At 45.1% G+C, this 24,218-nt stretch carries 33 protein-coding genes and 1 tRNA gene; 10 read left to right on the forward strand and 24 right to left on the reverse strand.

The window, feature by feature from the left end:
• Positions 1-55: 55 nt before the first annotated feature.
• From FW758_RS03305 to FW758_RS03345, 9 genes are all read right to left on the reverse strand, one after another.
• Positions 56-1,909 carry a phage major capsid protein gene (locus FW758_RS03305; protein ID WP_446444625.1) on the reverse strand — a complete coding sequence of 618 codons (1,854 nt, stop codon included), beginning with the start codon at positions 1,907-1,909 and terminating at the stop codon, positions 56-58.
• Positions 1,881-3,350, reverse strand: a complete 1,470-nt coding sequence (locus FW758_RS03310; protein ID WP_446444626.1) for a phage portal protein — start codon at positions 3,348-3,350, stop codon at positions 1,881-1,883. Before FW758_RS03310 ends, FW758_RS03305 begins: the two co-directional genes overlap by 29 nt.
• Positions 3,347-3,865 carry a hypothetical protein gene (locus FW758_RS03315; RefSeq protein WP_446444627.1) on the reverse strand — a complete coding sequence of 173 codons (519 nt, stop codon included), beginning with the start codon at positions 3,863-3,865 and terminating at the stop codon, positions 3,347-3,349. Before FW758_RS03315 ends, FW758_RS03310 begins: the two co-directional genes overlap by 4 nt.
• Entirely contained in the window at positions 3,865-5,790 is a 1,926-nt protein-coding gene (locus tag FW758_RS03320; RefSeq protein ID WP_446444692.1) for a terminase gpA endonuclease subunit, read from the reverse strand. The genes FW758_RS03315 and FW758_RS03320 overlap by 1 nt, the downstream gene beginning before the upstream one ends.
• Positions 5,791-5,800: 10 nt before the next feature.
• Positions 5,801-6,370: a terminase small subunit gene (locus FW758_RS03325; RefSeq protein ID WP_263161771.1), complete on the reverse strand. Its 570-nt coding sequence runs from the start codon at positions 6,368-6,370 to the stop codon at positions 5,801-5,803.
• Between the two features lie 551 nt (positions 6,371-6,921).
• A complete protein-coding gene (locus FW758_RS03330) occupies positions 6,922-7,206 on the reverse strand; it encodes a hypothetical protein (RefSeq protein ID WP_263161769.1) in 285 nt (94 codons plus the stop codon).
• Between the two features lie 10 nt (positions 7,207-7,216).
• Positions 7,217-7,705: a hypothetical protein gene (locus tag FW758_RS03335; RefSeq protein WP_330149494.1), complete on the reverse strand. Its 489-nt coding sequence runs from the start codon at positions 7,703-7,705 to the stop codon at positions 7,217-7,219.
• 62 nt (positions 7,706-7,767) lie between these two features.
• Positions 7,768-8,025, reverse strand: coding sequence for a hypothetical protein (locus FW758_RS03340; RefSeq protein WP_446444628.1), 258 nt, complete (start codon positions 8,023-8,025; stop codon positions 7,768-7,770).
• 369 nt (positions 8,026-8,394) lie between these two features.
• Positions 8,395-9,414 (reverse strand): hypothetical protein, encoded by a 1,020-nt coding sequence (locus tag FW758_RS03345; RefSeq protein WP_446444629.1) that lies wholly within the window; start codon positions 9,412-9,414, stop codon positions 8,395-8,397.
• Positions 9,415-9,639: 225 nt separating this feature from the next.
• Between FW758_RS03345 and FW758_RS03350 the strand changes: the two genes are divergently transcribed.
• The gene (locus FW758_RS03350) at positions 9,640-9,834 is read left to right on the forward strand and encodes a hypothetical protein (protein ID WP_446444630.1); all 195 of its coding nucleotides are present in this window, start codon (positions 9,640-9,642) and stop codon (positions 9,832-9,834) included.
• A 9-nt stretch (positions 9,835-9,843) separates the two neighbouring features.
• Here FW758_RS03350 and FW758_RS03355 read toward each other — a convergent pair whose 3' ends face one another.
• The 10 genes from FW758_RS03355 to FW758_RS03400 form a co-directional block, all read right to left on the reverse strand.
• Positions 9,844-10,821, reverse strand: a complete 978-nt coding sequence (locus FW758_RS03355) for a YiiX/YebB-like N1pC/P60 family cysteine hydrolase (protein ID WP_446444631.1) — start codon at positions 10,819-10,821, stop codon at positions 9,844-9,846.
• A gap of 27 nt (positions 10,822-10,848) precedes the next feature.
• A complete protein-coding gene (locus FW758_RS03360; protein WP_446444632.1) occupies positions 10,849-11,598 on the reverse strand; it encodes an NYN domain-containing protein in 750 nt (249 codons plus the stop codon).
• A 187-nt stretch (positions 11,599-11,785) separates the two neighbouring features.
• The gene (locus tag FW758_RS03365; RefSeq protein WP_446444633.1) at positions 11,786-12,127 is read right to left on the reverse strand and encodes a hypothetical protein; all 342 of its coding nucleotides are present in this window, start codon (positions 12,125-12,127) and stop codon (positions 11,786-11,788) included.
• On the reverse strand, positions 12,117-12,332 hold the full coding sequence (locus FW758_RS03370; protein ID WP_220054856.1) for a helix-turn-helix domain-containing protein: 216 nt from the start codon (positions 12,330-12,332) through the stop codon (positions 12,117-12,119). Before FW758_RS03370 ends, FW758_RS03365 begins: the two co-directional genes overlap by 11 nt.
• A complete protein-coding gene (locus FW758_RS03375; protein WP_446444634.1) occupies positions 12,329-13,531 on the reverse strand; it encodes a tyrosine-type recombinase/integrase in 1,203 nt (400 codons plus the stop codon). Before FW758_RS03375 ends, FW758_RS03370 begins: the two co-directional genes overlap by 4 nt.
• The gene (locus FW758_RS03380; RefSeq protein ID WP_446444635.1) at positions 13,531-14,193 is read right to left on the reverse strand and encodes a replication protein P; all 663 of its coding nucleotides are present in this window, start codon (positions 14,191-14,193) and stop codon (positions 13,531-13,533) included. Before FW758_RS03380 ends, FW758_RS03375 begins: the two co-directional genes overlap by 1 nt.
• Positions 14,190-15,017 (reverse strand): helix-turn-helix domain-containing protein, encoded by an 828-nt coding sequence (locus tag FW758_RS03385; RefSeq protein WP_446444636.1) that lies wholly within the window; start codon positions 15,015-15,017, stop codon positions 14,190-14,192. The genes FW758_RS03380 and FW758_RS03385 overlap by 4 nt, the downstream gene beginning before the upstream one ends.
• An 87-nt stretch (positions 15,018-15,104) precedes the next feature.
• Entirely contained in the window at positions 15,105-15,377 is a 273-nt protein-coding gene (locus tag FW758_RS03390) for a hypothetical protein (RefSeq protein ID WP_446444637.1), read from the reverse strand.
• Positions 15,370-15,978, reverse strand: a complete 609-nt coding sequence (locus FW758_RS03395) for a hypothetical protein (protein WP_446444638.1) — start codon at positions 15,976-15,978, stop codon at positions 15,370-15,372. Before FW758_RS03395 ends, FW758_RS03390 begins: the two co-directional genes overlap by 8 nt.
• A 12-nt stretch (positions 15,979-15,990) precedes the next feature.
• The gene (locus FW758_RS03400) at positions 15,991-16,212 is read right to left on the reverse strand and encodes a helix-turn-helix domain-containing protein (RefSeq protein WP_263161739.1); all 222 of its coding nucleotides are present in this window, start codon (positions 16,210-16,212) and stop codon (positions 15,991-15,993) included.
• Between the two features lie 116 nt (positions 16,213-16,328).
• On the opposite strand from FW758_RS03400, the gene FW758_RS03405 reads away from it, so the two are divergent.
• Positions 16,329-16,958: a LexA family protein gene (locus FW758_RS03405; protein ID WP_446444639.1), complete on the forward strand. Its 630-nt coding sequence runs from the start codon at positions 16,329-16,331 to the stop codon at positions 16,956-16,958.
• An 84-nt stretch (positions 16,959-17,042) separates the two neighbouring features.
• Entirely contained in the window at positions 17,043-17,900 is an 858-nt protein-coding gene (locus FW758_RS03410) for a hypothetical protein (RefSeq protein ID WP_446444640.1), read from the forward strand.
• A gap of 241 nt (positions 17,901-18,141) precedes the next feature.
• On the opposite strand, the gene FW758_RS03415 is transcribed toward FW758_RS03410, so the two are convergent.
• Entirely contained in the window at positions 18,142-18,297 is a 156-nt protein-coding gene (locus FW758_RS03415; RefSeq protein WP_446444641.1) for a hypothetical protein, read from the reverse strand.
• 412 nt (positions 18,298-18,709) lie between these two features.
• Here FW758_RS03415 and FW758_RS03420 point away from each other — a divergent pair, with 412 nt between their 5' ends.
• Genes FW758_RS03420 through FW758_RS03445 form a run of 6 tightly spaced genes read left to right on the forward strand, consistent with a single transcriptional unit; the run spans position 18,710 to position 21,105 of the window.
• A complete protein-coding gene (locus FW758_RS03420; RefSeq protein WP_263161728.1) occupies positions 18,710-19,036 on the forward strand; it encodes a hypothetical protein in 327 nt (108 codons plus the stop codon).
• Positions 19,037-19,070: 34 nt separating this feature from the next.
• The gene (locus FW758_RS03425; protein ID WP_263161726.1) at positions 19,071-19,415 is read left to right on the forward strand and encodes a hypothetical protein; all 345 of its coding nucleotides are present in this window, start codon (positions 19,071-19,073) and stop codon (positions 19,413-19,415) included.
• Positions 19,412-19,678, forward strand: coding sequence for an adhesin biosynthesis transcription regulatory family protein (locus FW758_RS03430; protein ID WP_263161723.1), 267 nt, complete (start codon positions 19,412-19,414; stop codon positions 19,676-19,678). The genes FW758_RS03425 and FW758_RS03430 overlap by 4 nt, the downstream gene beginning before the upstream one ends.
• A 14-nt stretch (positions 19,679-19,692) precedes the next feature.
• On the forward strand, positions 19,693-19,857 hold the full coding sequence (locus FW758_RS03435) for a hypothetical protein (RefSeq protein ID WP_220054843.1): 165 nt from the start codon (positions 19,693-19,695) through the stop codon (positions 19,855-19,857).
• A 10-nt stretch (positions 19,858-19,867) separates the two neighbouring features.
• On the forward strand, positions 19,868-20,077 hold the full coding sequence (locus FW758_RS03440) for a DUF4224 domain-containing protein (protein WP_220054842.1): 210 nt from the start codon (positions 19,868-19,870) through the stop codon (positions 20,075-20,077).
• A 2-nt stretch (positions 20,078-20,079) separates the two neighbouring features.
• Positions 20,080-21,105: a tyrosine-type recombinase/integrase gene (locus FW758_RS03445; protein ID WP_338255737.1), complete on the forward strand. Its 1,026-nt coding sequence runs from the start codon at positions 20,080-20,082 to the stop codon at positions 21,103-21,105.
• Positions 21,106-21,194: 89 nt separating this feature from the next.
• Here FW758_RS03445 and FW758_RS03450 read toward each other — a convergent pair.
• A tRNA-Trp gene (locus FW758_RS03450) sits at positions 21,195-21,271 on the reverse strand.
• A gap of 368 nt (positions 21,272-21,639) precedes the next feature.
• Here FW758_RS03450 and FW758_RS03455 point away from each other — a divergent pair.
• Entirely contained in the window at positions 21,640-21,978 is a 339-nt protein-coding gene (locus tag FW758_RS03455) for a PBPRA1643 family SWIM/SEC-C metal-binding motif protein (protein ID WP_446444642.1), read from the forward strand.
• A gap of 111 nt (positions 21,979-22,089) precedes the next feature.
• Here FW758_RS03455 and FW758_RS03460 read toward each other — a convergent pair whose 3' ends face one another.
• The 3 genes from FW758_RS03460 to FW758_RS03470 are packed head-to-tail and all read right to left on the reverse strand — an operon-like array spanning position 22,090 to position 24,200.
• Positions 22,090-23,049 (reverse strand): hypothetical protein, encoded by a 960-nt coding sequence (locus FW758_RS03460; protein WP_446444643.1) that lies wholly within the window; start codon positions 23,047-23,049, stop codon positions 22,090-22,092.
• Positions 23,050-23,103: 54 nt separating this feature from the next.
• Positions 23,104-23,256 carry a hypothetical protein gene (locus tag FW758_RS03465; protein WP_199908748.1) on the reverse strand — a complete coding sequence of 51 codons (153 nt, stop codon included), beginning with the start codon at positions 23,254-23,256 and terminating at the stop codon, positions 23,104-23,106.
• Complete coding sequence (locus tag FW758_RS03470) at positions 23,253-24,200, reverse strand: 3'-5' exonuclease (RefSeq protein ID WP_446444644.1); 948 nt, start codon at positions 24,198-24,200, stop codon at positions 23,253-23,255. The genes FW758_RS03465 and FW758_RS03470 overlap by 4 nt, the downstream gene beginning before the upstream one ends.
• Positions 24,201-24,218: the final 18 nt, after the last annotated feature.

Below are 24,218 nucleotides of genomic sequence, written 5' to 3' on the forward strand. Positions count from 1 at the left end.
GAGTTCACTCCAGATATAAAAAAGGCGCCTCATGGGCGCCGTAACTTAAGGGTTATTACACTTTCTTGCCGTAGGCAAAGGCAGCACCATGGCGAATAGCAACGTCTGCATCCTGGAACACGCGTAGCACAGTACCACCGCTAGCAGCCTTCGTTGACTTATCAACGGTCAGGTCAAGAGCACCCCACATACCGACCAGTGCCTGGCTAAAATCGCCGTGCAACATGGCATCAGTTTCAAGCTGGGTAGATACCACACCTGGATAACCGTTAACCTGGTCGCCATCCCACAGGTACTTAGCCGTTCCAGCCGCCTTTTCTGTGGTTTTTAGGATGCCACGCAGCGATGGGCGCATGGCGTAAGCCATATTAGCCGCCAGTGCGTTAGACTCGGCCACGGCGGTTTCAAACGCCACAATGGTCTTCCAGTCCCAACCGCCTGCAGGGATTGGGATAGCATGCACACCCGTCTGGTTTTTGATACCCAGCGGCTGGTTATTGAGGCCAGTTCCGAGGAACACCGCCTTATCAATACCCAGACCGATACCGCGCAGCATTTCATCACGCACCAGTAAATCAATATCTGGCGTGGATTGCTGCATCAGACGGCGTGTAATTGGCACAGCACCGGCAATGGTCTTCGGTGACATCTTAATGATGCCCAGACCCACATTTGACTCAGTACCGTCTTCGTCTTCATCAATCCAGTAGAAAGACGCGCCGCTGGTCATTTTTGGGATATCGACGTTACCGACCAGGCCAGTCGCAAAACGCACACCTAAGCCGGCTGCGATTGAGTTAGGGCGCAGCAGATCGATAAACTGGCTGCTCCATAAGTCAGTTGCGACCAACTCGCCACCCATACCTGCACCAGTAGACTGAGCAGCACGGCCCAGTTGCGCCAATACTTCATAGTTTACGTAGAAGCCGCGAGCATCTTTGCCCATTTTATCTGCCAGGGCGACAGAGATTTCACGCTCAAAACCAGCTGTTTTCCAATTACCGGTGATACTGGCGCGAACCGCATTGATCAGGCTATAACGGCGAACGTCTTTAGCGTCTAACCCCAGGTTCATTTCTGTACCTGTAGGTTTAACTTTCTTATCACGCACACCGTCAAGGACCAATTGACGGAATTTATCAACTGGGTCGCCATTGGCCACGGCTGCTTGGGCTTCGCGGCCCATGCCAAATTGTGAACCCATAGCCATAATTTCTTGGCAGCGTTCAGTTTCTTGCTTGCGAACGGCTTCTTCGTCTACGGCTACAGCTGGAGCCTTCTGTCGTGGCTTACCAACAGGCTTTTTATCACGGTTTTGTTCTTCTAGTTGCTGCTCTAGGATTTCGTCTTCGTCCATACCTAACTCTCTTAGTTCAATGTTAAAATCAGTTGTGTCGTCGTTATCATCACTTCGGCCTAACCCCACTGAAGTGTCAGCTGGCACAGATACAGATGAAATTTCATAGGGCTGCCATTTGGTTGCCCGATACCAATCAACCCCGTTCTCATCTCGCTTAACGTGGATGATCTCCAAAATACGGTACCCAACGCTGATATGCGGTCGAATACCATCTTTGAGGTCTTGCCATAGCTCTTCGCCGCGCTCGCTACTGGAAAGGCGAATAATGGCTCTACCTTTCTTTTTGTCGATAACTGCGCTTTCAATCGCTCCACGTTGGTCACGAGTGTTGTGATCCATCAGGAACGCGCCGCTATTATTCAGTCTCGACAAATCACACTCACCAGGCGCATGCCCGAGAATTTCCATGCCGAACCACCGTTCAACGGGTTCCTCGCTTGAGAAACTCAATTCAACGGTGCGGTTTTCTTCATTAATGGATTCACGGACAAAGGTGAGGGTGCGAAACTGGCGGCCAAGCTTAAGAGTCTTGCTCTTCTTCTTTGCCATTCTGGTTTCCTTGTTGTTGAGTGGTTACGGCTCGCTGCTTGCGTACCTGTGCCACCATGTTTTCAAACTCCAGCAACTCGTTGATCACTGTCTCAGGGTCCTCCCCCCGTTCACGAATGATCTGCAGTGGGGATTTGGTCATGTTGTTGATGGCCTCAGTGTTGGCCTTCTCATCTTTGAGCGGGTCAACCCAATCCCATCTGCGGCCCTGGAATCTGTGATTATCCAGCCGTTTAAGTTCGCTAAACCGCAAGCCAGGGATGGCATTGCTGAGCAGTGACATTCGCAGCCATTTGGATTTAACCAAGTCACACAGTTCTTGACGCATCCAGCGCTGTTTCTTCTTCCAGCCGTCCCTGTCTTCCAACACGAACTGACGTAGGCTAGAGAAGCTAATTCCCTCACCATCATTACCTAAGGTGTTGTAACTGACATCCAGACCACTGGCAGCGCCGCGCTTACCTTCTTTCATGTAGGCCGCAAAGTTGCTGCCTGACTGATTGAAGTTCAGCTCTTTTAGGGTGTAACCATAGGGAACAACCACGGCCATGCCGGGTTCGACCTCTTCAACAAAATCGGGCTCATCGTCTTCATCCTCTGGCTCAACGTCAGAGTCTGGCTCGTATGCCAACATCTTGGATGCTGCAACCCTTGCACCGGTCAGCTCCGCTTCGCGGTAGCCATGCAAGTGGTGCATTTCCAACAGCGCAGCATGTGCCCATGGAACGCCACGACATTGACCTACCCTGAAAGGCAAAAAGGCCAGTAACATTTCACTGGCCGGGATGCGTTCATAACGGGTGTTGCCGTAAAAATAAACCCTATCTCCAGGGTGGTGAGTGAGAATGTGGTACGCCACTGGGCGGTCCCATCCATCTAATTCCACCCCCATGCGAATACGCAGGCCATCTTTAAGTTCACGGTTATAGTTAATGTCTAAGTGGGCTGAATCGAGCAGTTGCAGCGCAAAGCCGTACTGATTAGGGAACCCCTCAACAAAGCGCACCAGGATTTCACCATCCTCGGCAACTGTACGAATAAACAGCGTCTGAATGTCTTGCCAGCTATAACGGCCAGTCACATCACAAGCGCCTTTCTTCCCCCAGTTAGCAAAGTGTTCCTCAATCAAATCATTGGCGGCCTTGTCATCTGACTGACCACCAAAAGACTTGGCCTTACTCTGGAAAGCGAATCCTTCTGGGCCGACTATGTGGGTTTCACACATAGACAGGAACTTGACCACGTAACCGTCATCGTTACCGGCGCGGCGAGACTGAGCCTTTATCACGGACAAGTCTCGGCGCAGTTCCTCGTTAATGCTCAGTGACATGCCACCAAGTCGTGGTCCTGTCAGCCCTTGCTTTGCCAGCGCGAAGCGTTTGCTGCCTGGCTGGCTGCGGCGCGTCTTGCGGCCATCGGTTTCTTGTTTGGCTTCTGTCATGCTGGCAACCTCGTCAACACTCGTTTAAGCCGGAAGCCTTTACCCTTCTCGCTTCTGACTTTTTGAATGTAAACCCGACGCAGCTTATGCAATTCCAGAATGGGAATGCGGTCTAGGCGGCGGTCGTCAATGGTGTAACTCTCATGATCGGAAAGAATCCGGCCCTCGAGCACCGTATTAATCGCATCCAGCATTCGCTTGGCGTGACTGCGGGGATCGTGCCCAGCGGTCAAGCTGGCAAAATCGGCCTCAATCTCCATCTGGCCAGACGCTATTAACTGCCGGTCAGCGCCATTACTGGCATACAGGCGCCAGTCATACAGCCCAGGAATCCAGGCTGCTGTCACATCGGCTAACTTGGAGACTGTCACCAGTCCGTCTGCAGCGGTTGTGTCTATGTCAATGGCACCTTGGCCGCGCAGGGCATAGTTAAACTGCCACTGGCCATCCGCTAACTCGTGACCAAATGACCAGCTAACTGAGGTACCGGCGCTTATTTTCTTAGGTTCATTCATTATCTATACCGGCTGACAAAGCCTCCGCCGCCGGTGCGTTTACGGCTGGACCGTTTGCGCTTGACTGGCTTTCTGGTGGCTTTTGGTGGAGTTTCTTCATCTGGCTCGGCATCTTCATGCTCGGAGCCATCGGGTTCATCTGGTGAAGCAGACGACTTCTTGCGGTCAATTCTCAGCATACGGGCGCACATGTATTGCATCCCCTCACAGTCCAGGTAATCGTTCCGCTTGGCGGTCTGATTCCACTTTCCTGTTTCTTCGTTAAATTCTTCGGCAACAATATGGCGGCAGTATTCCTCGGTAATATCTGAGGGGATCAACCAATCGCCTTCCTTGCCCTTGGGCCATCGCACTCGGCTATGTACCCAGGCTTTGGCCAGCGTAGTATCAAAGTCCCATCGTTTATCACCGTGCAGGCGAGTCTTACCCTTTTTGTCTACTTCAAGACGAACTAAACGAAACGGTTTAGGCAAACGCTCAAACCCCATAAGGGCGCGAGTTCGGCCCTTGTGCCGGCGCACGAACGCCAACACTTCATCAGTTCTGAAGCCAGCATCGACACCCATCAGTTGGATTTGCTTGCCATCCCATTCCTGCTCTAGAAACTCGGACAGCTCATTCCAGACCTCTGGCTTATCTGTGTCTCCCCAAATCTCGCCCCACTCAATCAGGCGGCTAGACATGCCTGGGCGCCAAGCGCGTAGCACGTAGTACAGCCTGTTTTTCTGCACGTCTACCGTGCAAATGAGTTGGTCAAAACCTTCCGGTATCTGGCCGGATGCGTAGGACGAACGCAGCGCATAAACCTCTTCCCACTCTGGCGCCTCGCCGGCTATGGCGTATATCTCACCAAAACCAGTGTTATAGACAGTCAGTAATGCATTGGGGTTACCACTCTTTTGTGCTTCCAACAATTTACGAGCAAGAAAGCCATAACTTTTCTTGCCAGAAAAGCTACACAAACCACTGACCCAAAGACTGAAATGGTTGTTTTCATCGGCGGTATTCAAAAAACCCGCATAGGGAATGACATGCTCATAGCCATTCTGAGTGATAAGCACATGCCCATCGGCAAGCGTAGCAGCCTGACCAGGAGCAATTGCCACCCCGAGACGGTTCATTTCTTTACGGTGACGATCTTCAATCTGGCTCCCACAATGAGGGCAAATTAATCTCGCCGCTTTCACTGCTTGAGCGGGTGTACACTCATCCTCAGTCCCGATGCCTGGCCACCATAGAAGCTCACTTCTAGGCATAAAGTATTCATGACAGTCGGGACAAGGTACTGCCCATTCGTGGCGAGTTCCCTTTTCCCATTGCCGCCAAATGGGGCTTGAAACTTTCCCCTTATCAGAAAGCGCCCAATGAACTAAGCCTGTATCAGGATGTGGCGATGCCCTCACAATACCGTGTGTTGGCGTGCTGGTGAGTCCAAGCTTAGAATCGGTATACGCATCACCACGCGCTTCGGCGATTTCAGCTAAATCCCCTTCACCAGTGGCGTTCTCATCGGGTCTATCCAATTCATCAACGAGCGTGATAACCGCTGAATCAGATGCCAGTTCTGTGGCCGAACCTGCCCATGCAAAACGCAGCGATGCGCCCGCGACACGTTTCTTATGTTTGGTACTTTTCTTGTCAAACTTCATCCATAAGGTTTTGGCCTCTTGGAACATTTCAATGATTTTCGGTTCGACGACGTTGTTAATATTAGATTCTGTAGGGCCGACATAAATGATTGGTGCAGGATCATCGTCAAGCTTCCAACCAATGACATTCTGCATCGTTGCAGATTTACCCATTTGCGTTCCCATCACAAAGGTCACGCGATTAAACTGCGGACAAGCAAATGCTTCACAAACAGGAAGCATGTAAGGCGTTGTCGAGGTATCAAAGGGCCCAGGTATCGGAGAGCCGGGTGGCATGATCCGATTCTCAGTCGCCCAAGTCGCCGCATTCCTCAGAGGCTTCGCATCCACGATCACTGCGCTGTTGAGCACGGTATTCAGCAACAAATCCACGGAGGCGTTCAGCTGTGGCAGCGCGGACACGGCGGCATTCACTGTCGATTCGATGCTTGCACATGGCTGGTTCATGTATTTGTGCGACCTCTGAAGCTAAACGCGCTCCCAAGCTGTTGAGTTCACTGCCATAGAGTGCGGAAATTGCATATAAAAATTGCCCAACATCTTCCAAATCAATCACAGATTGCTCGGCTTTCGCGGCATCTACATCGGCCTTACGCCGTTTAGCCATGGTTAAAAGCAACTCTTCACCATCTTTGGTGCCTTCTACAGGAGCACCGTTGGGACCTTGAAGCTCACCAACCTGTCGTTTTACTTCACGCTCGATCAACCAATTGATCGCTAGCTCAGTATTTATCACTAACGCCTTACCTCTACTCCCACCTCCTTCAACGGGTAACCCCGAGTCAATTTGGTTAGCAACCCATTTGGGTGACTTACCCAAAATGTCAGCAAATTCATTACGATTTACATATGCCATAACGCACCAAAAGAAAGGACTTCTTAAATTGAGTAAAAATAAAACAAAAGTCCTTTCTTTTGCTCCAAAGTCCTTTCTTCATATTTAAAACAACGATCTGATTTCAAAAATCTTTTATCAAAAGTCCTTTCTCAAACCAGAAAGGAGAAAGGACTCAGTTTGAAAATATGAAACGAGGCAGACTCCGCGAGTCTATGCCCCGTTGGTTAACTCCTTTCCTGGGAGTACCTTTTTTCTTTCATATCAGAAGATTACATAGAGTTGACTGCAACGCATTGGCGTAATTGTTCAATGTAAAGCGTGAGCTGAGCCATGTCTGATTGAGAAACAATAAAAACTTCATCACTCTCGATCACATTCGTTAGCACTGGAACTGTTGCCACGCATGGGGTTTTGGGGGGCGGTAACATGCTGCACCCGCCCAAACTGACGCAAATAATCACCAGGATTGGTCTTAGCCAGTAGCAACCGTTCTTCACGCTTTGTTTCATCATCACGCCTTTTTAGTTGCACGCCCCACTCAAGCAGTAAAACGAACAACTTCAGCCAATTCACTGCTTATTCTCATTCTTTGCTGCACCGTAATTAGCAGCAACAAAATTCAGTATTGCTTTCAATGCATTAGGTAAACGAGAGGTAATAGACGTTGGCAGTAATGCAACAGCATGAGCAACACCATAAAGCACAGCAATCATCACTCCTGCCCATCCCGGCAATGCCTCAATAGGTGGAATTAGTTCTGGCGATGCTGCCAATGCCGCAAATGGCATTAACACTAAAGCAAGCATCAACCCGAAAACCGTGGCTAATTTCGTATTTGAAAATAGTTTTTGCATAATCAATCTCCTATGGAAGTAACGCATTAACACCTGCAAGCTCACACCGCACCAAGTACTCCTCTGGTGTGCCCTTGCCTGCCGATGTGTTGTAATGCCGCTTCCAGTACAGCGCTCGCCCTTCACGAGTCTCAGGTATCGGACTCTGCACAGCGAAATAACGTAAGCGACAAAAGATAAAACTCAGTAATGGCGAGGTTTCTAGCTCGACATAGCTAACCTTGCCCAGATAGATGCCAAATGCCTGATAAAGCGCATCAGCCAGTCGATGTTTTTTGTATTTACTCTTTAACCAATCAAACGTGCCTTCATCTACCTGTGTTACACCTGTTCCAGCGGCATAAGTGGTTAAGTCACGATAAGAGCCCAATAGCGTTTCGGCTGCTGCAGTCTCAATCAATAAATCAACGGCCTTATCACCACCGCCTAACACCCCACAAACCGCTTGAGCAAACACCATTACTTGCTGCTTATTAACGAGGCCGTAATACACGGTCATAGCAATCCTCCAGAAACAAAAAAGCCCTGAATATTCAGGGCTTATGGAATGAGTTGACTGTTTTATTTGGGCTTCTTAGCCTGCTGACGCTCGTCTAAATATTTCCAAATATCAAACACTAATCGGCCTGCCACAACTAACAAGCCACCAACTGAAACTAACGTGGAAATAGTAAAAGCTGAGGTAGGAATTTGTACTGCCATATCTGCGGCTTCCTGTGCCTTAGCCGCCACTTCACTAGAAAAAATACTGATACCACTACCGCCACCGTAGGCAATTAAACGCCCTTTCCATTCGCTGGCTTTTATTAATACATTCATAAGCTTTAGGCCAAAAAAATGCCCTATCCAAATGAATAGGGCAACAGGTGAAGTTCTCAGGGTATTGCTTTGGTGAGCATAGTTGTAATGTACAGTTTTTCGGCGTTTCAAATAGCCCTAAAAATGTCCCTTTTTAAGTCTTTTGCCACAGAAAACACCTTTTTTTCCTTGGCTCAGGCTCAAATTTTGTCGCTTAACTGACATTTTTAACTTACCGATTCACCAAACTCATCCCAAATTGACTAAACCATTGCATCCTTCTCTGAGGCTGATGCAACAACTTAGCTGCAGAGCTTGGTGTTACAGGACTTAGTGCTGACTAAGAAAATAAGATGATCTCAGGATTATCTCAGTCATAACGACCCCATTTTATTTAACGCCAAGTAGTCTTAGCATTTCCTTTTTAACAGCACGTAAATCATGAGCTGCAATAGTGTTTGGGTTATCAAGATAATGCATCACAGCATCATCTCCCTTATGCTTTTCTTTGGTTATGTCGCTGTGATAATCGTAGGTAGACGTAGTATAAGCATCAAAAACATAGACTCCCTCCCTCTCCAATTCATAAAGGAGCTTTAGATCTTTCGAGCACGATTTTTGATAGCTCTTGGGGTAGAACATGATCTCGTCTATTAATTCGTCTTTAAAAGACTCATCAACATAACTTGAAAACCTAAATGCATAGTCCATTTTTACATCGATTAACAAGAAAGCTAATTTAGTGCTAGGTTTAGCAAACTCCACTTCATTCCTGCGCATAAGGAATGCCCTGCTATTTTCGATTGAGGTGTGAAAGCGGTCAAAAGGACGACCAGGTGTAACAATAAGGTCGATAGGGAAATGGTCAGCAACTAAATGACGGACACCAGTCTCAAGGTCAAAAAAGATAAAATCATAATGCTTTTGTATCTCTGTAAATGTTGCTTTTACAAAGTCTCGACCAGTCCAACAAATGTCTTCTTCAAAAAGAATCTTCGGAAATGGCTGGTTAGTATAGGCCGCAAAAGTTTGACCATGTATCAACTGGCTGTATTTTTTACTAACAACTAGCAACACATCATAACCATCATTAGCAAGAAGAATCGCCATATCTCGAGTAAGTGAAGATCGCCCCATACCTCCTGCACCACCGGCAAAACTAATCACTTTCCCATGGTGATAGCCACCGCTAAAGTTTGGTGGAAACGTTAAGCCAGTCTTCAAACAGAACAATTCCAAAGTAGCATCAGCGATTCGTACATGGGTACCAGAAGATTCAGACTCTTCAAATTTCTGCCACTGTCGAAGTGAAACATGGATCAGTTCTGCAGCTTGCTTTTGAGTCAGCCCGACTTTTAAGCGTAGGGATTTAACTTGTTCAGGACTAATTAAGAAAGTCTTTCTAGCCATACGTCTTTTAATTCGTAGTAACAACAATAAGTCGTACATTAGTACATTTAACGAATAAATGCACGTATGAAAAAACGGCTAGAAAAAACATACAACTAAAGAGAAACTGTTTGTAATTAAAGAGAAATATTCTGAATTTGCGCTTTGTGTTATAGCTGTTTTCTTGCGCGATTGGAAAGGCGTGTTCTCATAGGTTTATCAAGAAACGTAAAGAAAGGCATAAATATGGCACTAATAACACGAACACTAAAAAATGCAGATGGTACTCAACAGATCGCTATTTTTGATACTGTGCAAGAGCCTGTAAACTCTGAGCTGGGGCTTTTTACTGATAATGAAAAAGAATTCATTGCACCGAAGAATAAAGGAGATGCAATGAATATAATAGGAAAGTTAATTTTTATAGGGAAAAATATATAACCAAAGACATTAACATTGAAGAGCCTTTAAAGCATACTCAGCAGACTTCCTATTTAAATCTGTTGCACTTAGTAAGTCAGAATATAGTTGCCGCTCTCTCATAAAATACTTCAACCCAGATTTTGAACACAAAACCGTATAATATTGATACATTCTAAAATATCGAGAATGCAGCTCTTTAGTTGCTTCAATTTCATCAAGAGCATTAGTAATAAGTACATTTTTAGGAATTGGTCGCGCAATAAACTTTTCGCCATCATATCGCCAAGGATTTTTAATCATATCCTTTGGCAATAAATCATAATAGCCACTTTTCATAGCTACTTCATATATTTCAGAATCAAATGAGTCATCTAAAAGTAAAGCCTCATTTAAATCCTGAAAATTTTGTATATTCTTCCCTATAATTCTTCGAGCCTCACTAAGTATCAGATTAGTTGCTGAAGTTTGAGTATTCAATTCTGTCTGACTTTTCGCAAATAGTACTTCAGCCTCACTTGCCTCTCTAACACACCCAAGAACCTCTTTAACATATTGTGAGTCACCTAATTCTGACGGTGTACAGAAGTGAGGGTTATCAACTAGATACAAGCCTGAATACTGATATGATTCAGCAACTAACCTTGAGCAAAATTGCTTATCGCTCGGAGTCACATTTTCTTTAGGCAAAACAGATTTTATGGCATCTTTAATACTGTATTCAGTGCCTATTTTATTTCTTGCATAATCACAAGCTAATCTAATGTATTTTTCATCATTAACCCTAACGACTTTTACATCATCAGCCCTATCAAAGAGTTTCCTTTGAATATTTCCTGAATGAACTCCAGCTCGGTCAGAATGAATATAACTTGCTCTAGCTACATACAGCATTGCATGAGAATAATCACCTTGAGAAAATAAGCGAACCCCTTTACTAATAAACTTCTTTTCTCTTGTAAGTAAAATATCCCCGACTCTAAGTACAGACATATCTAAAATAAACATATTCACTAATTCCGTTTAATATATATCCTATCGTTCAACCCACCATGCAGGCCTAGGATTTGGAATAACCCCCATGATTCGTGAAAGAACAGAAACTATATCGAAAGACTTTTTGCCATCTACATGCAAATTCAGCTCTTGGTCTACATTACCGTACAATGGGTCTAACATTACATCAACACCATGAGTTCTAGCTAGCTTAGCTGCTGGAACAAAGTCAGCATCACTTGCGAACAATACAATAGCATCTGCGAACTTACTCAATGTTAATGTTGCAATGTCGATACCTATACGGGTATCAACGCCTTTTTGCTTCACATCCAATTTAAAATGATCTGGTTTGAGATCCGCAACTTGAATTTTACCTGACAATAGCTGCTTCTGTATGTCTTGCTTTAAGATCCAGTCCTTTGCATTGGATAACTTTCCCATTCTTAGCGCCAACTTTCGACGATTTTTTAGGAGATCGTGCAATTCAAGTTGGAAAATGGTATTAGGTGAATTTTTAAAAGACTTAGTTGAAAGTCCTTGCCCAGGTTCTCTAGGTACAGGTTCTCGCATCTGCTCACTGTATGGCGGAGCATCGTAGTAATAAATACGATATAGTTCATCACGATGAATATTTTCTTGATGATTTCTAATCAAAGAGTATAGGAGTTCAACGACATGCTTCGGAGTAAGCTCGACTCCTGATGTGGAATAGTATTTTCTATAGTAAAATTTGACACGGGACATGAAGTACCCGCCATCAACAAAAAAAGCCACTTTTTTATTCATTTTTTTCACAAAATAAAAGGCTCGGGACTGTGGACGTTCGCTAAAAATTTGAACGTGCACTGTGCCGAGCCGATAAATGTATACTAGGATTTAATGACGGTACTGTCAACAATAAAAGCAAGTACCTTTTGCATCCTATCCCTAAAGCTCTAATGTTAGATTATCTCTAACTAATTGCTTTAGCAATTTAAAGAAGCTGCCTTTCAGCTCTTTTCAACCAGTATAGATATGACTTCTCAGAGTCAAATTCAACCAAAGCCCAGTTGCGTTTGCAGATATAGTGGACACGCAAGGCGCGGCGGCAATCATGACTTAACCGGGTAATTTGTCGATCATAGTTGGCAATATTGGCAGGAACTGTGGCTTCACTGATAACCGAACCAAAGCAACGGACTTCACCCAACTTATCGCAGGCGCTGCGGCTGGCGTGCCCTTGCCCATACTCCTTGTTCGACCAATAACGCCCCCACTGAGTCAGCTCTTTGCGCAGCTGTTTAATGGTAATCCTTTCTCTTACATCATCTTGCATAAACCGCCGCCCTTTGGATTTCACTCAATGGAATACGAAACACCTGGTCGCAAATCGCCGTTAAATCATCATAGGAAACTGGCGTTTGTCCACGTTCCCAACGCTGATAAGTCTTTGAGTTAACGCCATAGGTTTCAGCAACTTCAGCTTGGGTCAAACCACGAATACGGCGACCCGTTTTTAAAATCTCAAATCCACGAGTCATACAGCCCCCACAAATCCGCGCTTAACCAAGTGTTGGTGATAAGCCTCAAGCGCCGCCAAAACACCTTTATCTAAGGTGCTATGCACGTAAGTACGCAGTAATATCGGTAAGGCATGATTTAAAATGCGCTCGCCAACCATAGTGTCTACGCCCATATCGGCAATAATGGTTCGACAGAGTTTACGAAGCGCATGGCTAGTAAACCCTTTAAAGCGGATTTGCTCGCTCCAGTATTGCGCAGCTCTTTTGGAGATCACCCCACTATCACCACAAAATAAGTAAGCTCGCTTACCTATGTGCTTTAACTGCCATTGGCGATAGCCCAGTAATAATGACTTTGCAGCTGGGGTTAATGGCAATCGGTGCTCTTGGCGAGTTTTGGCATTTACTGCAGGGATAATCCAATAATCACCAGCAAAGTGCTCCCAACGGCTTAACCGGGTTTCATTAATCCGTGTTCCAAACATCAGCATAAGTAAAAACAGTATATTGGTAGGACGACTTGCCCCCTGTAATGCAGCAAACAGTTCGGTTAAATCCGTCTCTGTGAGCGTTGTTTCTAACCCTGGGCCCAACTTCAAGCTAAACTGCACTCTGTATCCAGCTAGCGGGTTAACCGCTAATAAACGTAAATCGCATGCCGCCGAAAAGGCTCTTTTTAAAACGTTTACACATAGGCGGATATAATGGGGAGCATACTCAGCAGAAAGCATCGCTTTTACCAGTAAAGAGTCGATACAGATAAAATCAAACTCAGTGATTTTTTGGTGCCCGACTTTTGGTAGGAGCTGCTTATGGATCATTGAGACACAGTTATCACGCCAACTTTTACTTAAGGTTGTATTGGTCGAAACATGATCTGCATACCAAAGCAACAGATCTTCAAGCGTTAGCAATTCACTACTATTGCTAATCTCACCAATCGCACGTTTGGCCAGTAATTGTGGTAAGCCATTAAAAAACGTCTTCAAACACATAGCAGGATAGTGGCCTTGCTTCTTCCAAAGGCTTTTCCCGCCCTCATGTAACACCAAGAACACGCTCGCTTTAGTCCTATTTTTATTCGCCCTAAACTTCACATTGGGATACTGCCAATCCCTAAATTCACGCGCATCAGACTCCACTAACCAGCGTTTGATTGTTGTTGTGTTAGCCTTGCCAAACTGCACTCCCACGAAAGGCTTAACCGATTTTGGCATCAATCCCCCCCACCCAAACCATGCTTAGCCCTTAACTCAGCCAGTATCTGCCTCGCCTTAGAGGGAGCGGTTGGAACAGTCACTTCTGCAGGTAAAGCTTTCGGTAACTCAAAATCAAAATCCTCACCGGCCACATACCGCCTCACTAATTGTGTGTAATTATGGCTAAACACCTCAAAAACCTCTTTTTCAGCCCCTTGAGCAAATAACCAACTTCCAGTCTCGCGTACAGCCAAACGCACAATATCATGGCTCCAGCGGTGCCTATCGGGACGATGGTAATGCTTTAACGCTTCGCGATAGGCAGCTTCCAACTCTGGCAATCCGGCATCATTTGCAGATGGCATACACCAGGCACAAAATTGCCTTGGAGTAGGCCAAAACTTACGGTCGCCTACCTCTCGCCGCGCCCTATTTAAACCATGCTGAACTTGTTCACGACTACGAATCCCCTGCACTGCTAGTGTCTTAAGCCATTCAGATTTATGTATTCCTTCTTCATCCTGGCGAGGCGCACCAACAGGAAATAAAATTCTTAGTTTGACGAAAATACTATCCACAATGGCCCGATCTGCAGTAGTCGGTTCAGCCCTATTACCCTGCCCGCCATTCCCAACAATCGGCCGTGAATGCATTAAGGTTTGTATGCTTTGTGCGCTCATACCAAAGGGTCCTCCGGGTCAAATACATGGCGAGTCCAATCCTCTGAAGCAGTCGGAATATGATTAGGGCTTACGCCCGCATTCCCTAACCACACAGCATTAAATCCACGCCAATTTCGAGTAACACATTCGGCCAAGCAATCATCGACGCTAAAACCGGCACCAACGGCTAAGTGCAACTGTGGCGCTAAACGATTAATCACCGTTTGGCTAACATCAGCCCTTTGTCGTTTTCGCATAGCCTGCCAATCAGCCAATGTCTGTTCACTCGGCATGGCTGGCCAAGCAGAAAAATCCAGCGCATTTTTTTGTATAGTTTTTTTAGAGCTTTTAATTACTGGTTTAATGACTGATTCGGTGCTATCTGGTGGCATAGGGTCTGCTACCTGCTGGCATACCCCTATGCTATCTGGTGACATAGGGTCTGCTATCTGCTGGCATCCCCCTATGCTATCTGGTAGCACCCTTGAATTATCAGCCTTTGCGGCCTGTTTTGGTGTTAAAGACGGATTTTCACTCTGTTGCAAAGGCTCGTGCTTAGACGGTTTGCGCTCACCTTCCCGCAGGTGCAATTTATACACATTTGAGTCATTGCCTTTTGGACCTTTTCTGGCCTTAATCGTCAACAGACCATCATCAGCAAGATCTTTAATGTGTTTACGCACCGTACTGTTGCCAATCTCGCACTGCTCAGCAATGTATTGATAGCTCGGCCAACACTCGCCACTATCACTCGCATTGTCAGCGAGCTTGATTAGGACCAGCTTGCGTAGGGGGTTGCCGACTTTCACCTTCATCGCCAGCACCATTAGCTCCATACTCATACGTAAGCCCCCGTTCTTTCCCTCAAATTAGTCAAATTGACTAAACTCATTTGCTTATCTATCATGCTATTGCCTTTTAGATGGGTATTAAGCCTGCACTCTGTCGCCAAACATTCGGCAGGCTTTCTTCATTTTTTCGGACTTAAGTGAATCGCAATTAGACCGCGCCAATAGAACTTCACGCTTTATCCCAACCTCACCGTCTGCTTGTAGCTTTGCTTTTTTGGCTTTAAGGGCAGTAATTTCAGCTTCAAGCTCTAACGGATCTTTGTCACTTAACTGACTATCCAAATCATGTGAATGTGCGCTGCAGTTTGCTGCACCATAAAAACAACAGATCAAACATTCCTCATCAAACATGCTTCCCCTCCACTGCCTTTAAGCCGGCTTTATTACCAACAAATGGATAATGCTTTTCAAGCAAATCAAGAGCCGCTTGGGTTGTTCCCCTCGACTCAGTTAGCTCACGATATGCGGCCATAACCTCATCACGGCTTGGCGCATTACCGAGTTGAATAACGGCAATTTGGGCTTCGGAGTTTTCTTTGGTCAAAGTGATAGCTAACGCCGCGGTATTAATCTCATTCCCGGAAAATCCATGGTCGGCAACTACAGTCACCCCAACAATGCCGTAAACGGCGTTAAGGTAGTTCAGCTTCAAGTGCTGAGGCATAGCCGCCAAAATGGCTTGTTCAACGTGGAATAAACGTTCAGGCATGGCATGGGTTTCTTGATACTGCCCAAGCCATCTAAAAATCTTCTGAGCATTAACCCGCGAATCGTTATACGGGTCGCTTGTGCAGTTAAAACTTATCCCCTCATTTGCCAACAAAGTTATTAGCCCAAGCTCATTAGCCGCTGTAACAATCTCAGAGGCAATAATCGAACGGCTCACCTTAGGCATTTCAAGCCAACGGTGAATCGCCACCATAAGTAAATCCAACCGTGATTTGTGTTTCATGAAGATTAATCCCTAAGCAGTATGCTTGAGCTGGTGATTAGTTTCGTGATCGTGCAGTAACTCATCCACACTGACCGCACCTTGAGTAGCTGTGGAAATAAAACGGATATATTTGGCAGGGGCCTGTTTATGACGATGGAGCCAATTCCACACATGGCCTTGTCTGATCCCTAACTGGTTGGCTAATACTGTTTGTCCACCAATAATCTCAACTGCTTTTTCAATAGCTAACATAAACACCCCTTTAAATAGATTTAATGTGTATTTGAAACAACTTTAGTTGAATTGTCAAGACATGAAAAAGTTGTGAGAATAGGTGTTTAAACAACTAGAAGTTGTGACCTTAATAAATGACCATTAGTGAACGAATCAGAAGCCGTCGAAAAGCACTAAATATCACTCAAGCGCAATTGGCTAGTGAGATAGGTGTATCTCAAAATGCAATCCATAAGATTGAAGATGGGACAACCAAGCAACCTCGAAATATAGTAGAGATTGCTAGGGTGTTAAAATGTTCACCAGATTGGTTATTGTTTGGCAAAGAAGCCGTTCCGCCGTCAGAAATGAGCAACATATCTGTTGGCCCAGAAATTAAGGGGTTCTTCCCATTAATTAGTTGGGTGAAAGCAGGAGCTTGGTCTGCTATAGAAGAAATTCACGCCCTCGAAGCCGAGCGTTTTCCTTGTCCTGTAAGCTGTAGCGCCAATACCTTTGTGCTCAAAGTGCAAGGGGTTAGTATGGAGCCCACTTTTCGCGATGGTGATTTAATCTTTGTCGATCCAGAAGTTGAATGGCGCCATGGTGCCTATGTGGTCGCACGATTAAACGACCAGAACGAAGCCACCTTTAAACAGCTAGTGATTGAAAGTAGCCATAAATTTTTAAAACCGTTAAATCCTAATTGGCCAGAGCAATTAATTCCCATTAATGGAAACTGCGAGATTGTCGGTGTAGTGATATTTTCGGGTAGGGCATTCTAGTTGACATAGCCATTGCAGTTCCCCGAACCCTATGATATTGAAGTTTTATATTTGAGCTAATAAAAAAAACAAGGAATCAATACAATGATTAATGATGATCGATATGCTTTCCAGATATCCTACGACACCGACGGAACTGCAAACCACACCATTGACGCCGAAAAACTCGGAGACGCCATAATAAACATGGCTAAGGTATTAAAAAATACTAATAAAATTATTAATGGTGAAGCTTCAGAACTTAGGCTTGAAGTCAAGGCTCACAGCGAAGGTTCATTCGTTGTCGAGTTCGTTTCTTATCTATCTTCTAATGGGATAAACCCAATGTCCATCATTGGTTTTATGAAGGGAGCCGGAGCTGCTACAACCGTTATAGGAGCACTGAAACAGATAAAATCCCGCAAAATAAAACTGACTGAAAATGCCAAAAATGGCATGACACAGCTGAAATTTTCTGATGATAGTACGTTGAATTTACCTTCAGAGATCGCCGAACTTGTGGTTAATAAAACCATCAGAGACAGCTTAGATGCCATTATCAACTCTCCACTTGAAGGGGAAAGTAATGCTAAGCTGGTTTTCAAAGATGAAAAGGGTCAAGAAGTCAACAATGTAACTATTGAAGAGGCTACTGATTTTAAAACCATTTCTCAAAGTATTATCGAAGAGGTTACAGAAGAGACTAAAAGAGTTGAGGTTTATTTTACCAAAGTAAACTTTGAAAGTACTTCCGGCTGGCAAATTCGTTTACCTGATGATTCGTTAGTTAGTGTCACTATGAAAGACGCCGCTTTCATTGAACGCGTCCTCAAAAAAGACGAGAAATTCTCGAAAACTGCATTATTTTCTGTAAACTTAAGAACAATTAAAACACATCGTCATGGAACCTCTCCGACATATAAAAGAGAGTTACTTGAAGTGGTAAGGCAACGTGGACAATAGCAGAACAGCAGCTTAAAAATGTCTGAATATGAAGCTTATACTCAATTAATCATGATGATTGGCCTAGTCATATCTATGCCTTTCTTCATTAAGACTTGCTTAATCATTGGCAAATTCTTGGCTTTATATTTGTTTCCGCCTAAGTATTTAACAGTTGAAGTCACTAGACTCGACGGCACAGTCGAAGTCACTAAGGTGAAAATTGACGACAATAAGGCTTTGGTTGAAGCCCTTCTTAAATCTACAGGAAGGGTAATATCATGACTGAGGCAAAGGCAGAAAATAAGTCACCAACAACAAGCTCCTCAAGTAAACTTGCGCATCCTGCAGTCGCTTCTTCATCTTTATCATCGGTGGCTATTGCCGCGATCCAACTTATCAACTGTTCGCCAGACATAAAGGCGTTGCTCGCGACGAGCGCCCCCTTAGTCGTAACCGCTTTGGTATACTTAATTCATTGGCTACTTGTATGCTATGAAATAAAACCGATTGGAGTAATGCGAACCGAAAAAGCCTTGGCTAGTTCCATCAGACAACTTAGAGAAGACATTGATATAGAGTTAAAAGCAGGGAGAGATGTAAAGGAGCTCGAAGCTACACTTCAGAGGAATTTGGTTGCTCGGTCTAAATTGTTTGAGTCGGAAATCCATTCTTAAAATAAGTTGTAATCAAAACCGCCTTTTGGCGGTTTTTTTATGCCTAATTTTTAGTTTCTGCATAAAAAACACATTTAAATAGATTTAATGTGTTTACAAATAACACCTTTAATGTTTATTATTATTCCATTACCTATACTGAGAGGATGGAAAATGATACTCACCCATACACCAAGCACCACCAAACAACGCCAGGAACATCGTCTACTGGTCTCAATCCGCTTTGCCGTCGTCTTACACGCTATACGCCATCCAAACAGCAACCCGATGGAGAGCGAACGCGTGCAACAGCGTCTGCAGGATCTAGAACAACATCTGTTTTTTAACAATGCAACTCAGCTATTCCATCAACAGTTTGTCGGCCGTAGCGGCGAACTTGGCCATGAGTATTCGCTATATGTTGATCCCCGTTCAGGTAAAGCATCAGTCACTAAAGTCTCATCTGAAAACATAAGCCACTTAGCCTTAACGAGAGCCTAAATGGCGGCATCAGAGCCGAAACAGGAGACACAATATGTTTTATGTATACGGAATTTCCTTGGGTGTAGCCAAAAAACTTGCGCGGAAAAAATGCAGTACAAGTGTTGGTTATGGTGCTAATCGCCGAGACCTATCACCTACCGAGTACGAACAAAAACTTGAAGAATTGACGTTAGCGAACTTTGAAAAAATGAAACCACAAAAACTCAGTCATTCACTTTCAACGCCAACGCTATGCCAACAATACATTGAGCTTGCGAAAACACAGGAACCCCATAAAGAGCTGCATATTCGTTATAGAAAACCAACAGGGAAAGTACACCCAAAGACTAAAAGGCCAATGTTTTCTTGGGAAGTTTATAACGGAGAACAGCTATGAATTACCTAATCCAAGGTGGTGAATCGTCTAAGCGCCTCAAGCTATTGGTTTCACTCACCCGTATCGACTCGAAGGGAATTTGTGAAGCGTTAGAAGATTATTACGTATTCGGATTTCAAGACTCTGTGGCGATCGCTAGGAATAGCATCGACGCCGGTAACTTCTCCCGAGCGCGTAAACGCCTAGAAAGTGTGGCAGCTACCGTTGAGCGAATAAAAGAGATCGACTGGATCAATAAAGATTTGTCAGTTAACCGACAATAAAGGAGAACAACACTATGCAGTTATCAGAACAAGCAAATAACCAGGACATCATCATAGGCTCTGGTTGGATCGTTGCCGTAAAAGATGGTTGGGCCTTACCCGGAGGTGGATTTACCACAAATCGTGCCGTAGCCATTCGCGCTGCCAAAGGTATTCACAGAGCATCCGTTAAGAGATAAAGGACTTATCATGCAACAAATCCTAACAGAGCAAGACCTTGAGGAACTGTCAGGCCATAAACGTGCTTCTGGACAAATTGAATGGCTTGGGCAAATGGGGATTAACTTCTTTATTCGAAAGGACGGCAAACCCAGTGTCACTTGGCACTTTGTTAATAATCCCTATGGCATGAAAGCGAAAGCCGCTGCCAATGATGAACCTGATTTTGGTGCAATGTAATAATGCGTAAACGCAAAGCAGAAGATGCCTGGATGCCACCTAGGGTATACCGCAATAAGGTACGTGGTCAGTATGTAAGTTATATCTATAAGCAAGCTGGTAGCACTAAAACGATCACCCTATGTGGTATCAATGCGAGCCGTGCCGAAGTGTGGGTAGCCTATGAGTCCGCAATTGGTGAGCTCAATGCCGTCTACACCATGCGCAGTTTGATCAATGAATACCTAACAAGCACTCACTTTATTGAGTTAGCTCCCCGCACTCAAAAAGATCGAGAACAGGAGCTTGAACGCTTTGGTAAGGTATTTGGCAAAATGCGTCCCGACGCCATTGAGCCACACCATATCCGCACTTATATGGATAAGCGCGGAGTAAGCAGTAAAACACAGGCAAACCATGAGTTAGCCTCTGCCAGTGTGGTATTTGCTTGGGGATATGAACGCGGCCGCTGCAAAAGCAATCCAGCAAAAGGGATTAAAAAGTTTAAGTTAAAAGCGAGGGAGCGTTATATCACCGATGTGGAATATCAGGCTATTTGTGACTGCGCAGAGCTGCGCCTACGACTGGCAATAGAGATAAGTTATTTATGTGCTGCTCGTCAGGGAGATGTGATCGACCTGAAATGGTCACAAGTAACAGAGGAAGGATTATTTATTCAGCAAGGTAAAACCGGCAAGCGCCAAATCAAAGGCTGGTCAAATAGGTTAAGAAACATCATCGATGAAGCCAAAAGTTTACAGTCTTGTGTTGCCAGCATTTATGTCATTAATAAAGATAGAGGCGGAAAGCTATCATCCGAAGGTATTCGTTCTTCATGGCGCCGTGCGATTAATAAAATGAAGGAGCAATACCCACATCTAGCAACAGACTTCACTTTTCATGATCTTAAAGCCAAGGGCATTAGTGACTTTGAAGGAACTTTGGCAGAGAAACAACAATTCAGTGGTCATAAGACGTTAGCGCAAGTAAACACTTACGACAGAAGAGTGCCAGTGGTACCCACTTTAGGCGGTAATAAAGGTGAATAGAGATGCGATGAACTGCATATCTTTTTTCAACACTTATTCCAACAAAAATAAAACGGCTCGCATATTTCTATGCAAGCCGTTGTTTTATTTGGCAGGGGTGGCAGGACTCGAACCCGCAACCATCGGTTTTGGAGACCGCTGTTCTACCAATTGGAACTACACCCCTGTTGACGTGGGGCATTATGCTAAAAGCACTCTCAAAGGTAAAGTACTTTTTATGACAAAACTCATTAACTGAAGGTTTTTCAAACAAGTCTGACGATTACTGTTGAATTAATTACCACTGAGATTAAAAAGCCACCGCATATCGGGCACAATGTTTTAACGAATGCATTATCTAGAGAATTAGCCGCCCTAATGTCCTAGGTCGAATCACTGCAGTAAATTCGACAGATATGGTTGTTTCGACAAGTTTTGGACCGCTTAAGGGCAAAAGCCACACATTTATCGAAAAAAGATCTGAGTTAGATTTATAAAATCGGCGTTTTATAGTATAAGCATCGTCAATTTCATACACTGCTCGACGGAACCAAGATGTCAGACAAATTTTTCTTCAAAGGTCGTAAAACGCCTAAACCTAAGCATGAGAGCTTTGGCTACAACACTAAGCGTGTTGCTAAACCGGGTACAGAAGCTTTCCCTCTGCAATTAATTGTTGCCGATGAAGCGCGTAAACTCGAAGTTGCTGCGATTGTTGCCGAGCACCAACTGTTTGCTAATATCGAAGTCAATGCCGACGTTGCTGAAGATATCCTTGAGTTAGAAGGTTTATTGAATAAGCCTAAGACCACAACGTTCGAGAAGAAACCGAATCGTAACGAGCCTTGCGCTTGTGGTAGCGGTCAAAAATTCAAGAAGTGCTGCGGCAAGTAAACGCTTTAATCAGCGTTATGAGTAATAAAATAGATAGGGACTTTTGCCGTGATGTTTTTGTACGTCGGGAATAGCCCCTTTTCTCTCCCCAATTCTAGTTTCTGCCCAAAGCTAATCTTCCAGCTTCGAGATAAAAATCCGCTGCAAATCGTTATTCCACAGCTGAATAATTTTGCGGGTCTTTTCTTTATTCCAAAAACATTTGCCAAATAAAATCAATCCCGCACCTTCTAGATCGCGTTTATCTTCTATTTCAAATTGCGCTAATAATGGCTGTTTTATCCCATCGATAGGAATACCGATATCTTTACTGTCGGCGGGATTAAGCCAGCTCATGGTCGGGTCTGTATGGGATATTGTGCCCCAATACATGTGGGGTTTGTTATCAAGCGGGTCGGCATCGGCAAAGTTGACGAACAGGTTCTTCGCCCGCCAACGGTATTTGCGCTCAGTGTCTGTGTATACCCAGAGATCAGATTTCGCCAGATCTGTGCCACGCAATAAACTGTGCAGTAACTTTTCGAGCCCTTGGCTTGGTACCCGTTTCTCGGTTGTGTGCGCCGCAGTGTTAACTTGATAGTCTGTTTTCGACTCTTGCACTTGAGCATCCATTAACGATGCAACAGGTACTGGTGGCGACTCAGATATAGCAGAGGACTCAGATATAGCAGATGACTTAGCCGTTGGCGCAGTCTTACTTGCAGATGGCACGGTGGGCGCTTTGTTTGCGGGAGAATGGCGGCGGGGCTTGCGACTAAAATCGATCATTAACGCATCGGCGTCCACCAGCTGCTGATGCACTTCGATGGCATCTTGCTCCTCGCGGGACTTTTGCGCCGAGGGTTTAAATTCAATGCAATCGGCTTGGTGATAACGCGAGCCGAAACAGGCGGCTTTGCCATCCTTTGAAGCTTTACGAAAATACGCTTTACCGCCGCACGCAGGGCAAATTAACCATTGTCGCAAACGCTCAATATCGTCATCGGATAATTGTTGAAACTTAAAAACACTGTAAGTGGTTCTCGCTGTTAAATGATCCTCTGTTTCGAGTTCACAAATGGCATCTAACATAGCGTTCTCCTTTATTTTTACCTGTTGGCACTGATGATCACAAAATCACTAAGCTCAGGCATTTACCCCAAGGGTGATCATCGCTAACAGGATCAACATGCCCAGCACGCGGTAAATCAAACCTAAGGTACTGGTGCCCTGCGAGCTCATATCCGAGTGTGATGGCCTGATGTTTTCCTTTGCAGCATCTTGGGTTTTGCGCTTCATGCAACATCCTTAAAATATTTCGCCAATGGCGCCGCTAGACTCAAAGGGATTAACGGCGCGGCTTTTGTGGCACTCGATGCATGATAAAAAGGCGTCAGCTGAGTGATTAACGCATTGAAACACATGAGTGCCGCCAAGGCATCGGCGGCGGCATAATCGATTTGCGCGCCAGATAATGGCACATGCTGCCAATTCGATAGGGTGATTTTTTTCGGTTTATCGATACGAGTGCCCAGCAGAGTCGCCACCAACTGGCGCGTCCCCATTTCTTTCTCCGCACCAAGTTGCGCCAGTGCCCAGTTTAAATCTAACTTTGAAGTGACATTGATGCCCCATTGCCGCTTGAGGGCCTGCGCATCACTGCGTAAACCGACGCCGACTTTGAGTATATTTTCATCTTCTAATACGGTTTTTAACTGGGTGAATTGCTCACCTAAAATGGCATGTTGAAATAGATAACAAGCGTCCGCTGTCGCGATTTGGATAAGGCTCAATGGATGTTGTACGCCGCGCTCAAAACTCGCACGGGTTTCAGTATCAAAACCTAGGACTGGCTCAGCCTGTAATCGCGTGACAACCGCATCGAACTCCGATGGCTGAACCACTTCAATGTGGATCTGTTGAAATTCAAAGGCCGCTAATGCCGCCATGTCAGCATCATCGATACGAGTCGCTAAGGCAATCCGCTGCTGCAACCACAAATACGCCAAATGACGCTGCGCTTGCCGCTGAGTCTGAGCCTTCGCATTGGTGGGCGTATCAGTCTCGGCCGCCTCACCTTCTAGCGGATCTCCCTCTAACGCCTCGGTCGATGCATTGAGCTTATCGAGATAAGCTGTGCCCGCAGCATCCATTGCCGCAATCAAGCCGTTGGCATCTTTACCCAATTCTTTGCGTAACCAAGCCAACTTACTCGGGGAGATACAGTATTTCATTAACTTCATCGTCGCCCTTCCTTGTTG

Source organism: Shewanella sp. 1180_01 (assembly GCF_052850535.1).

Coding starts and splice junctions, on each gene's coding strand:
- FW758_RS03305 (WP_446444625.1), bottom strand. CDS start 1,909: ATGGCAAAGAAGAAGAGCAAGACTCTTAAGCTTGGCCGCCAGTTTCGC.
- FW758_RS03310 (WP_446444626.1), bottom strand. CDS start 3,350: ATGACAGAAGCCAAACAAGAAACCGATGGCCGCAAGACGCGCCGCAGC.
- FW758_RS03315 (WP_446444627.1), bottom strand. CDS start 3,865: ATGAATGAACCTAAGAAAATAAGCGCCGGTACCTCAGTTAGCTGGTCA.
- FW758_RS03320 (WP_446444692.1), bottom strand. CDS start 5,790: ATGCCACCCGGCTCTCCGATACCTGGGCCCTTTGATACCTCGACAACG.
- FW758_RS03325 (WP_263161771.1), bottom strand. CDS start 6,370: ATGGCATATGTAAATCGTAATGAATTTGCTGACATTTTGGGTAAGTCA.
- FW758_RS03330 (WP_263161769.1), bottom strand. CDS start 7,206: ATGCAAAAACTATTTTCAAATACGAAATTAGCCACGGTTTTCGGGTTG.
- FW758_RS03335 (WP_330149494.1), bottom strand. CDS start 7,705: ATGACCGTGTATTACGGCCTCGTTAATAAGCAGCAAGTAATGGTGTTT.
- FW758_RS03340 (WP_446444628.1), bottom strand. CDS start 8,025: ATGAATGTATTAATAAAAGCCAGCGAATGGAAAGGGCGTTTAATTGCC.
- FW758_RS03345 (WP_446444629.1), bottom strand. CDS start 9,414: ATGGCTAGAAAGACTTTCTTAATTAGTCCTGAACAAGTTAAATCCCTA.
- FW758_RS03350 (WP_446444630.1), top strand. CDS start 9,640: ATGGCACTAATAACACGAACACTAAAAAATGCAGATGGTACTCAACAG.
- FW758_RS03355 (WP_446444631.1), bottom strand. CDS start 10,821: ATGTTTATTTTAGATATGTCTGTACTTAGAGTCGGGGATATTTTACTT.
- FW758_RS03360 (WP_446444632.1), bottom strand. CDS start 11,598: ATGAATAAAAAAGTGGCTTTTTTTGTTGATGGCGGGTACTTCATGTCC.
- FW758_RS03365 (WP_446444633.1), bottom strand. CDS start 12,127: ATGCAAGATGATGTAAGAGAAAGGATTACCATTAAACAGCTGCGCAAA.
- FW758_RS03370 (WP_220054856.1), bottom strand. CDS start 12,332: ATGACTCGTGGATTTGAGATTTTAAAAACGGGTCGCCGTATTCGTGGT.
- FW758_RS03375 (WP_446444634.1), bottom strand. CDS start 13,531: ATGCCAAAATCGGTTAAGCCTTTCGTGGGAGTGCAGTTTGGCAAGGCT.
- FW758_RS03380 (WP_446444635.1), bottom strand. CDS start 14,193: ATGAGCGCACAAAGCATACAAACCTTAATGCATTCACGGCCGATTGTT.
- FW758_RS03385 (WP_446444636.1), bottom strand. CDS start 15,017: ATGAGTATGGAGCTAATGGTGCTGGCGATGAAGGTGAAAGTCGGCAAC.
- FW758_RS03390 (WP_446444637.1), bottom strand. CDS start 15,377: ATGTTTGATGAGGAATGTTTGATCTGTTGTTTTTATGGTGCAGCAAAC.
- FW758_RS03395 (WP_446444638.1), bottom strand. CDS start 15,978: ATGAAACACAAATCACGGTTGGATTTACTTATGGTGGCGATTCACCGT.
- FW758_RS03400 (WP_263161739.1), bottom strand. CDS start 16,212: ATGTTAGCTATTGAAAAAGCAGTTGAGATTATTGGTGGACAAACAGTA.
- FW758_RS03405 (WP_446444639.1), top strand. CDS start 16,329: ATGACCATTAGTGAACGAATCAGAAGCCGTCGAAAAGCACTAAATATC.
- FW758_RS03410 (WP_446444640.1), top strand. CDS start 17,043: ATGATTAATGATGATCGATATGCTTTCCAGATATCCTACGACACCGAC.
- FW758_RS03415 (WP_446444641.1), bottom strand. CDS start 18,297: ATGTCTGGCGAACAGTTGATAAGTTGGATCGCGGCAATAGCCACCGAT.
- FW758_RS03420 (WP_263161728.1), top strand. CDS start 18,710: ATGATACTCACCCATACACCAAGCACCACCAAACAACGCCAGGAACAT.
- FW758_RS03425 (WP_263161726.1), top strand. CDS start 19,071: ATGTTTTATGTATACGGAATTTCCTTGGGTGTAGCCAAAAAACTTGCG.
- FW758_RS03430 (WP_263161723.1), top strand. CDS start 19,412: ATGAATTACCTAATCCAAGGTGGTGAATCGTCTAAGCGCCTCAAGCTA.
- FW758_RS03435 (WP_220054843.1), top strand. CDS start 19,693: ATGCAGTTATCAGAACAAGCAAATAACCAGGACATCATCATAGGCTCT.
- FW758_RS03440 (WP_220054842.1), top strand. CDS start 19,868: ATGCAACAAATCCTAACAGAGCAAGACCTTGAGGAACTGTCAGGCCAT.
- FW758_RS03445 (WP_338255737.1), top strand. CDS start 20,080: ATGCGTAAACGCAAAGCAGAAGATGCCTGGATGCCACCTAGGGTATAC.
- FW758_RS03455 (WP_446444642.1), top strand. CDS start 21,640: ATGTCAGACAAATTTTTCTTCAAAGGTCGTAAAACGCCTAAACCTAAG.
- FW758_RS03460 (WP_446444643.1), bottom strand. CDS start 23,049: ATGTTAGATGCCATTTGTGAACTCGAAACAGAGGATCATTTAACAGCG.
- FW758_RS03465 (WP_199908748.1), bottom strand. CDS start 23,256: ATGAAGCGCAAAACCCAAGATGCTGCAAAGGAAAACATCAGGCCATCA.
- FW758_RS03470 (WP_446444644.1), bottom strand. CDS start 24,200: ATGAAGTTAATGAAATACTGTATCTCCCCGAGTAAGTTGGCTTGGTTA.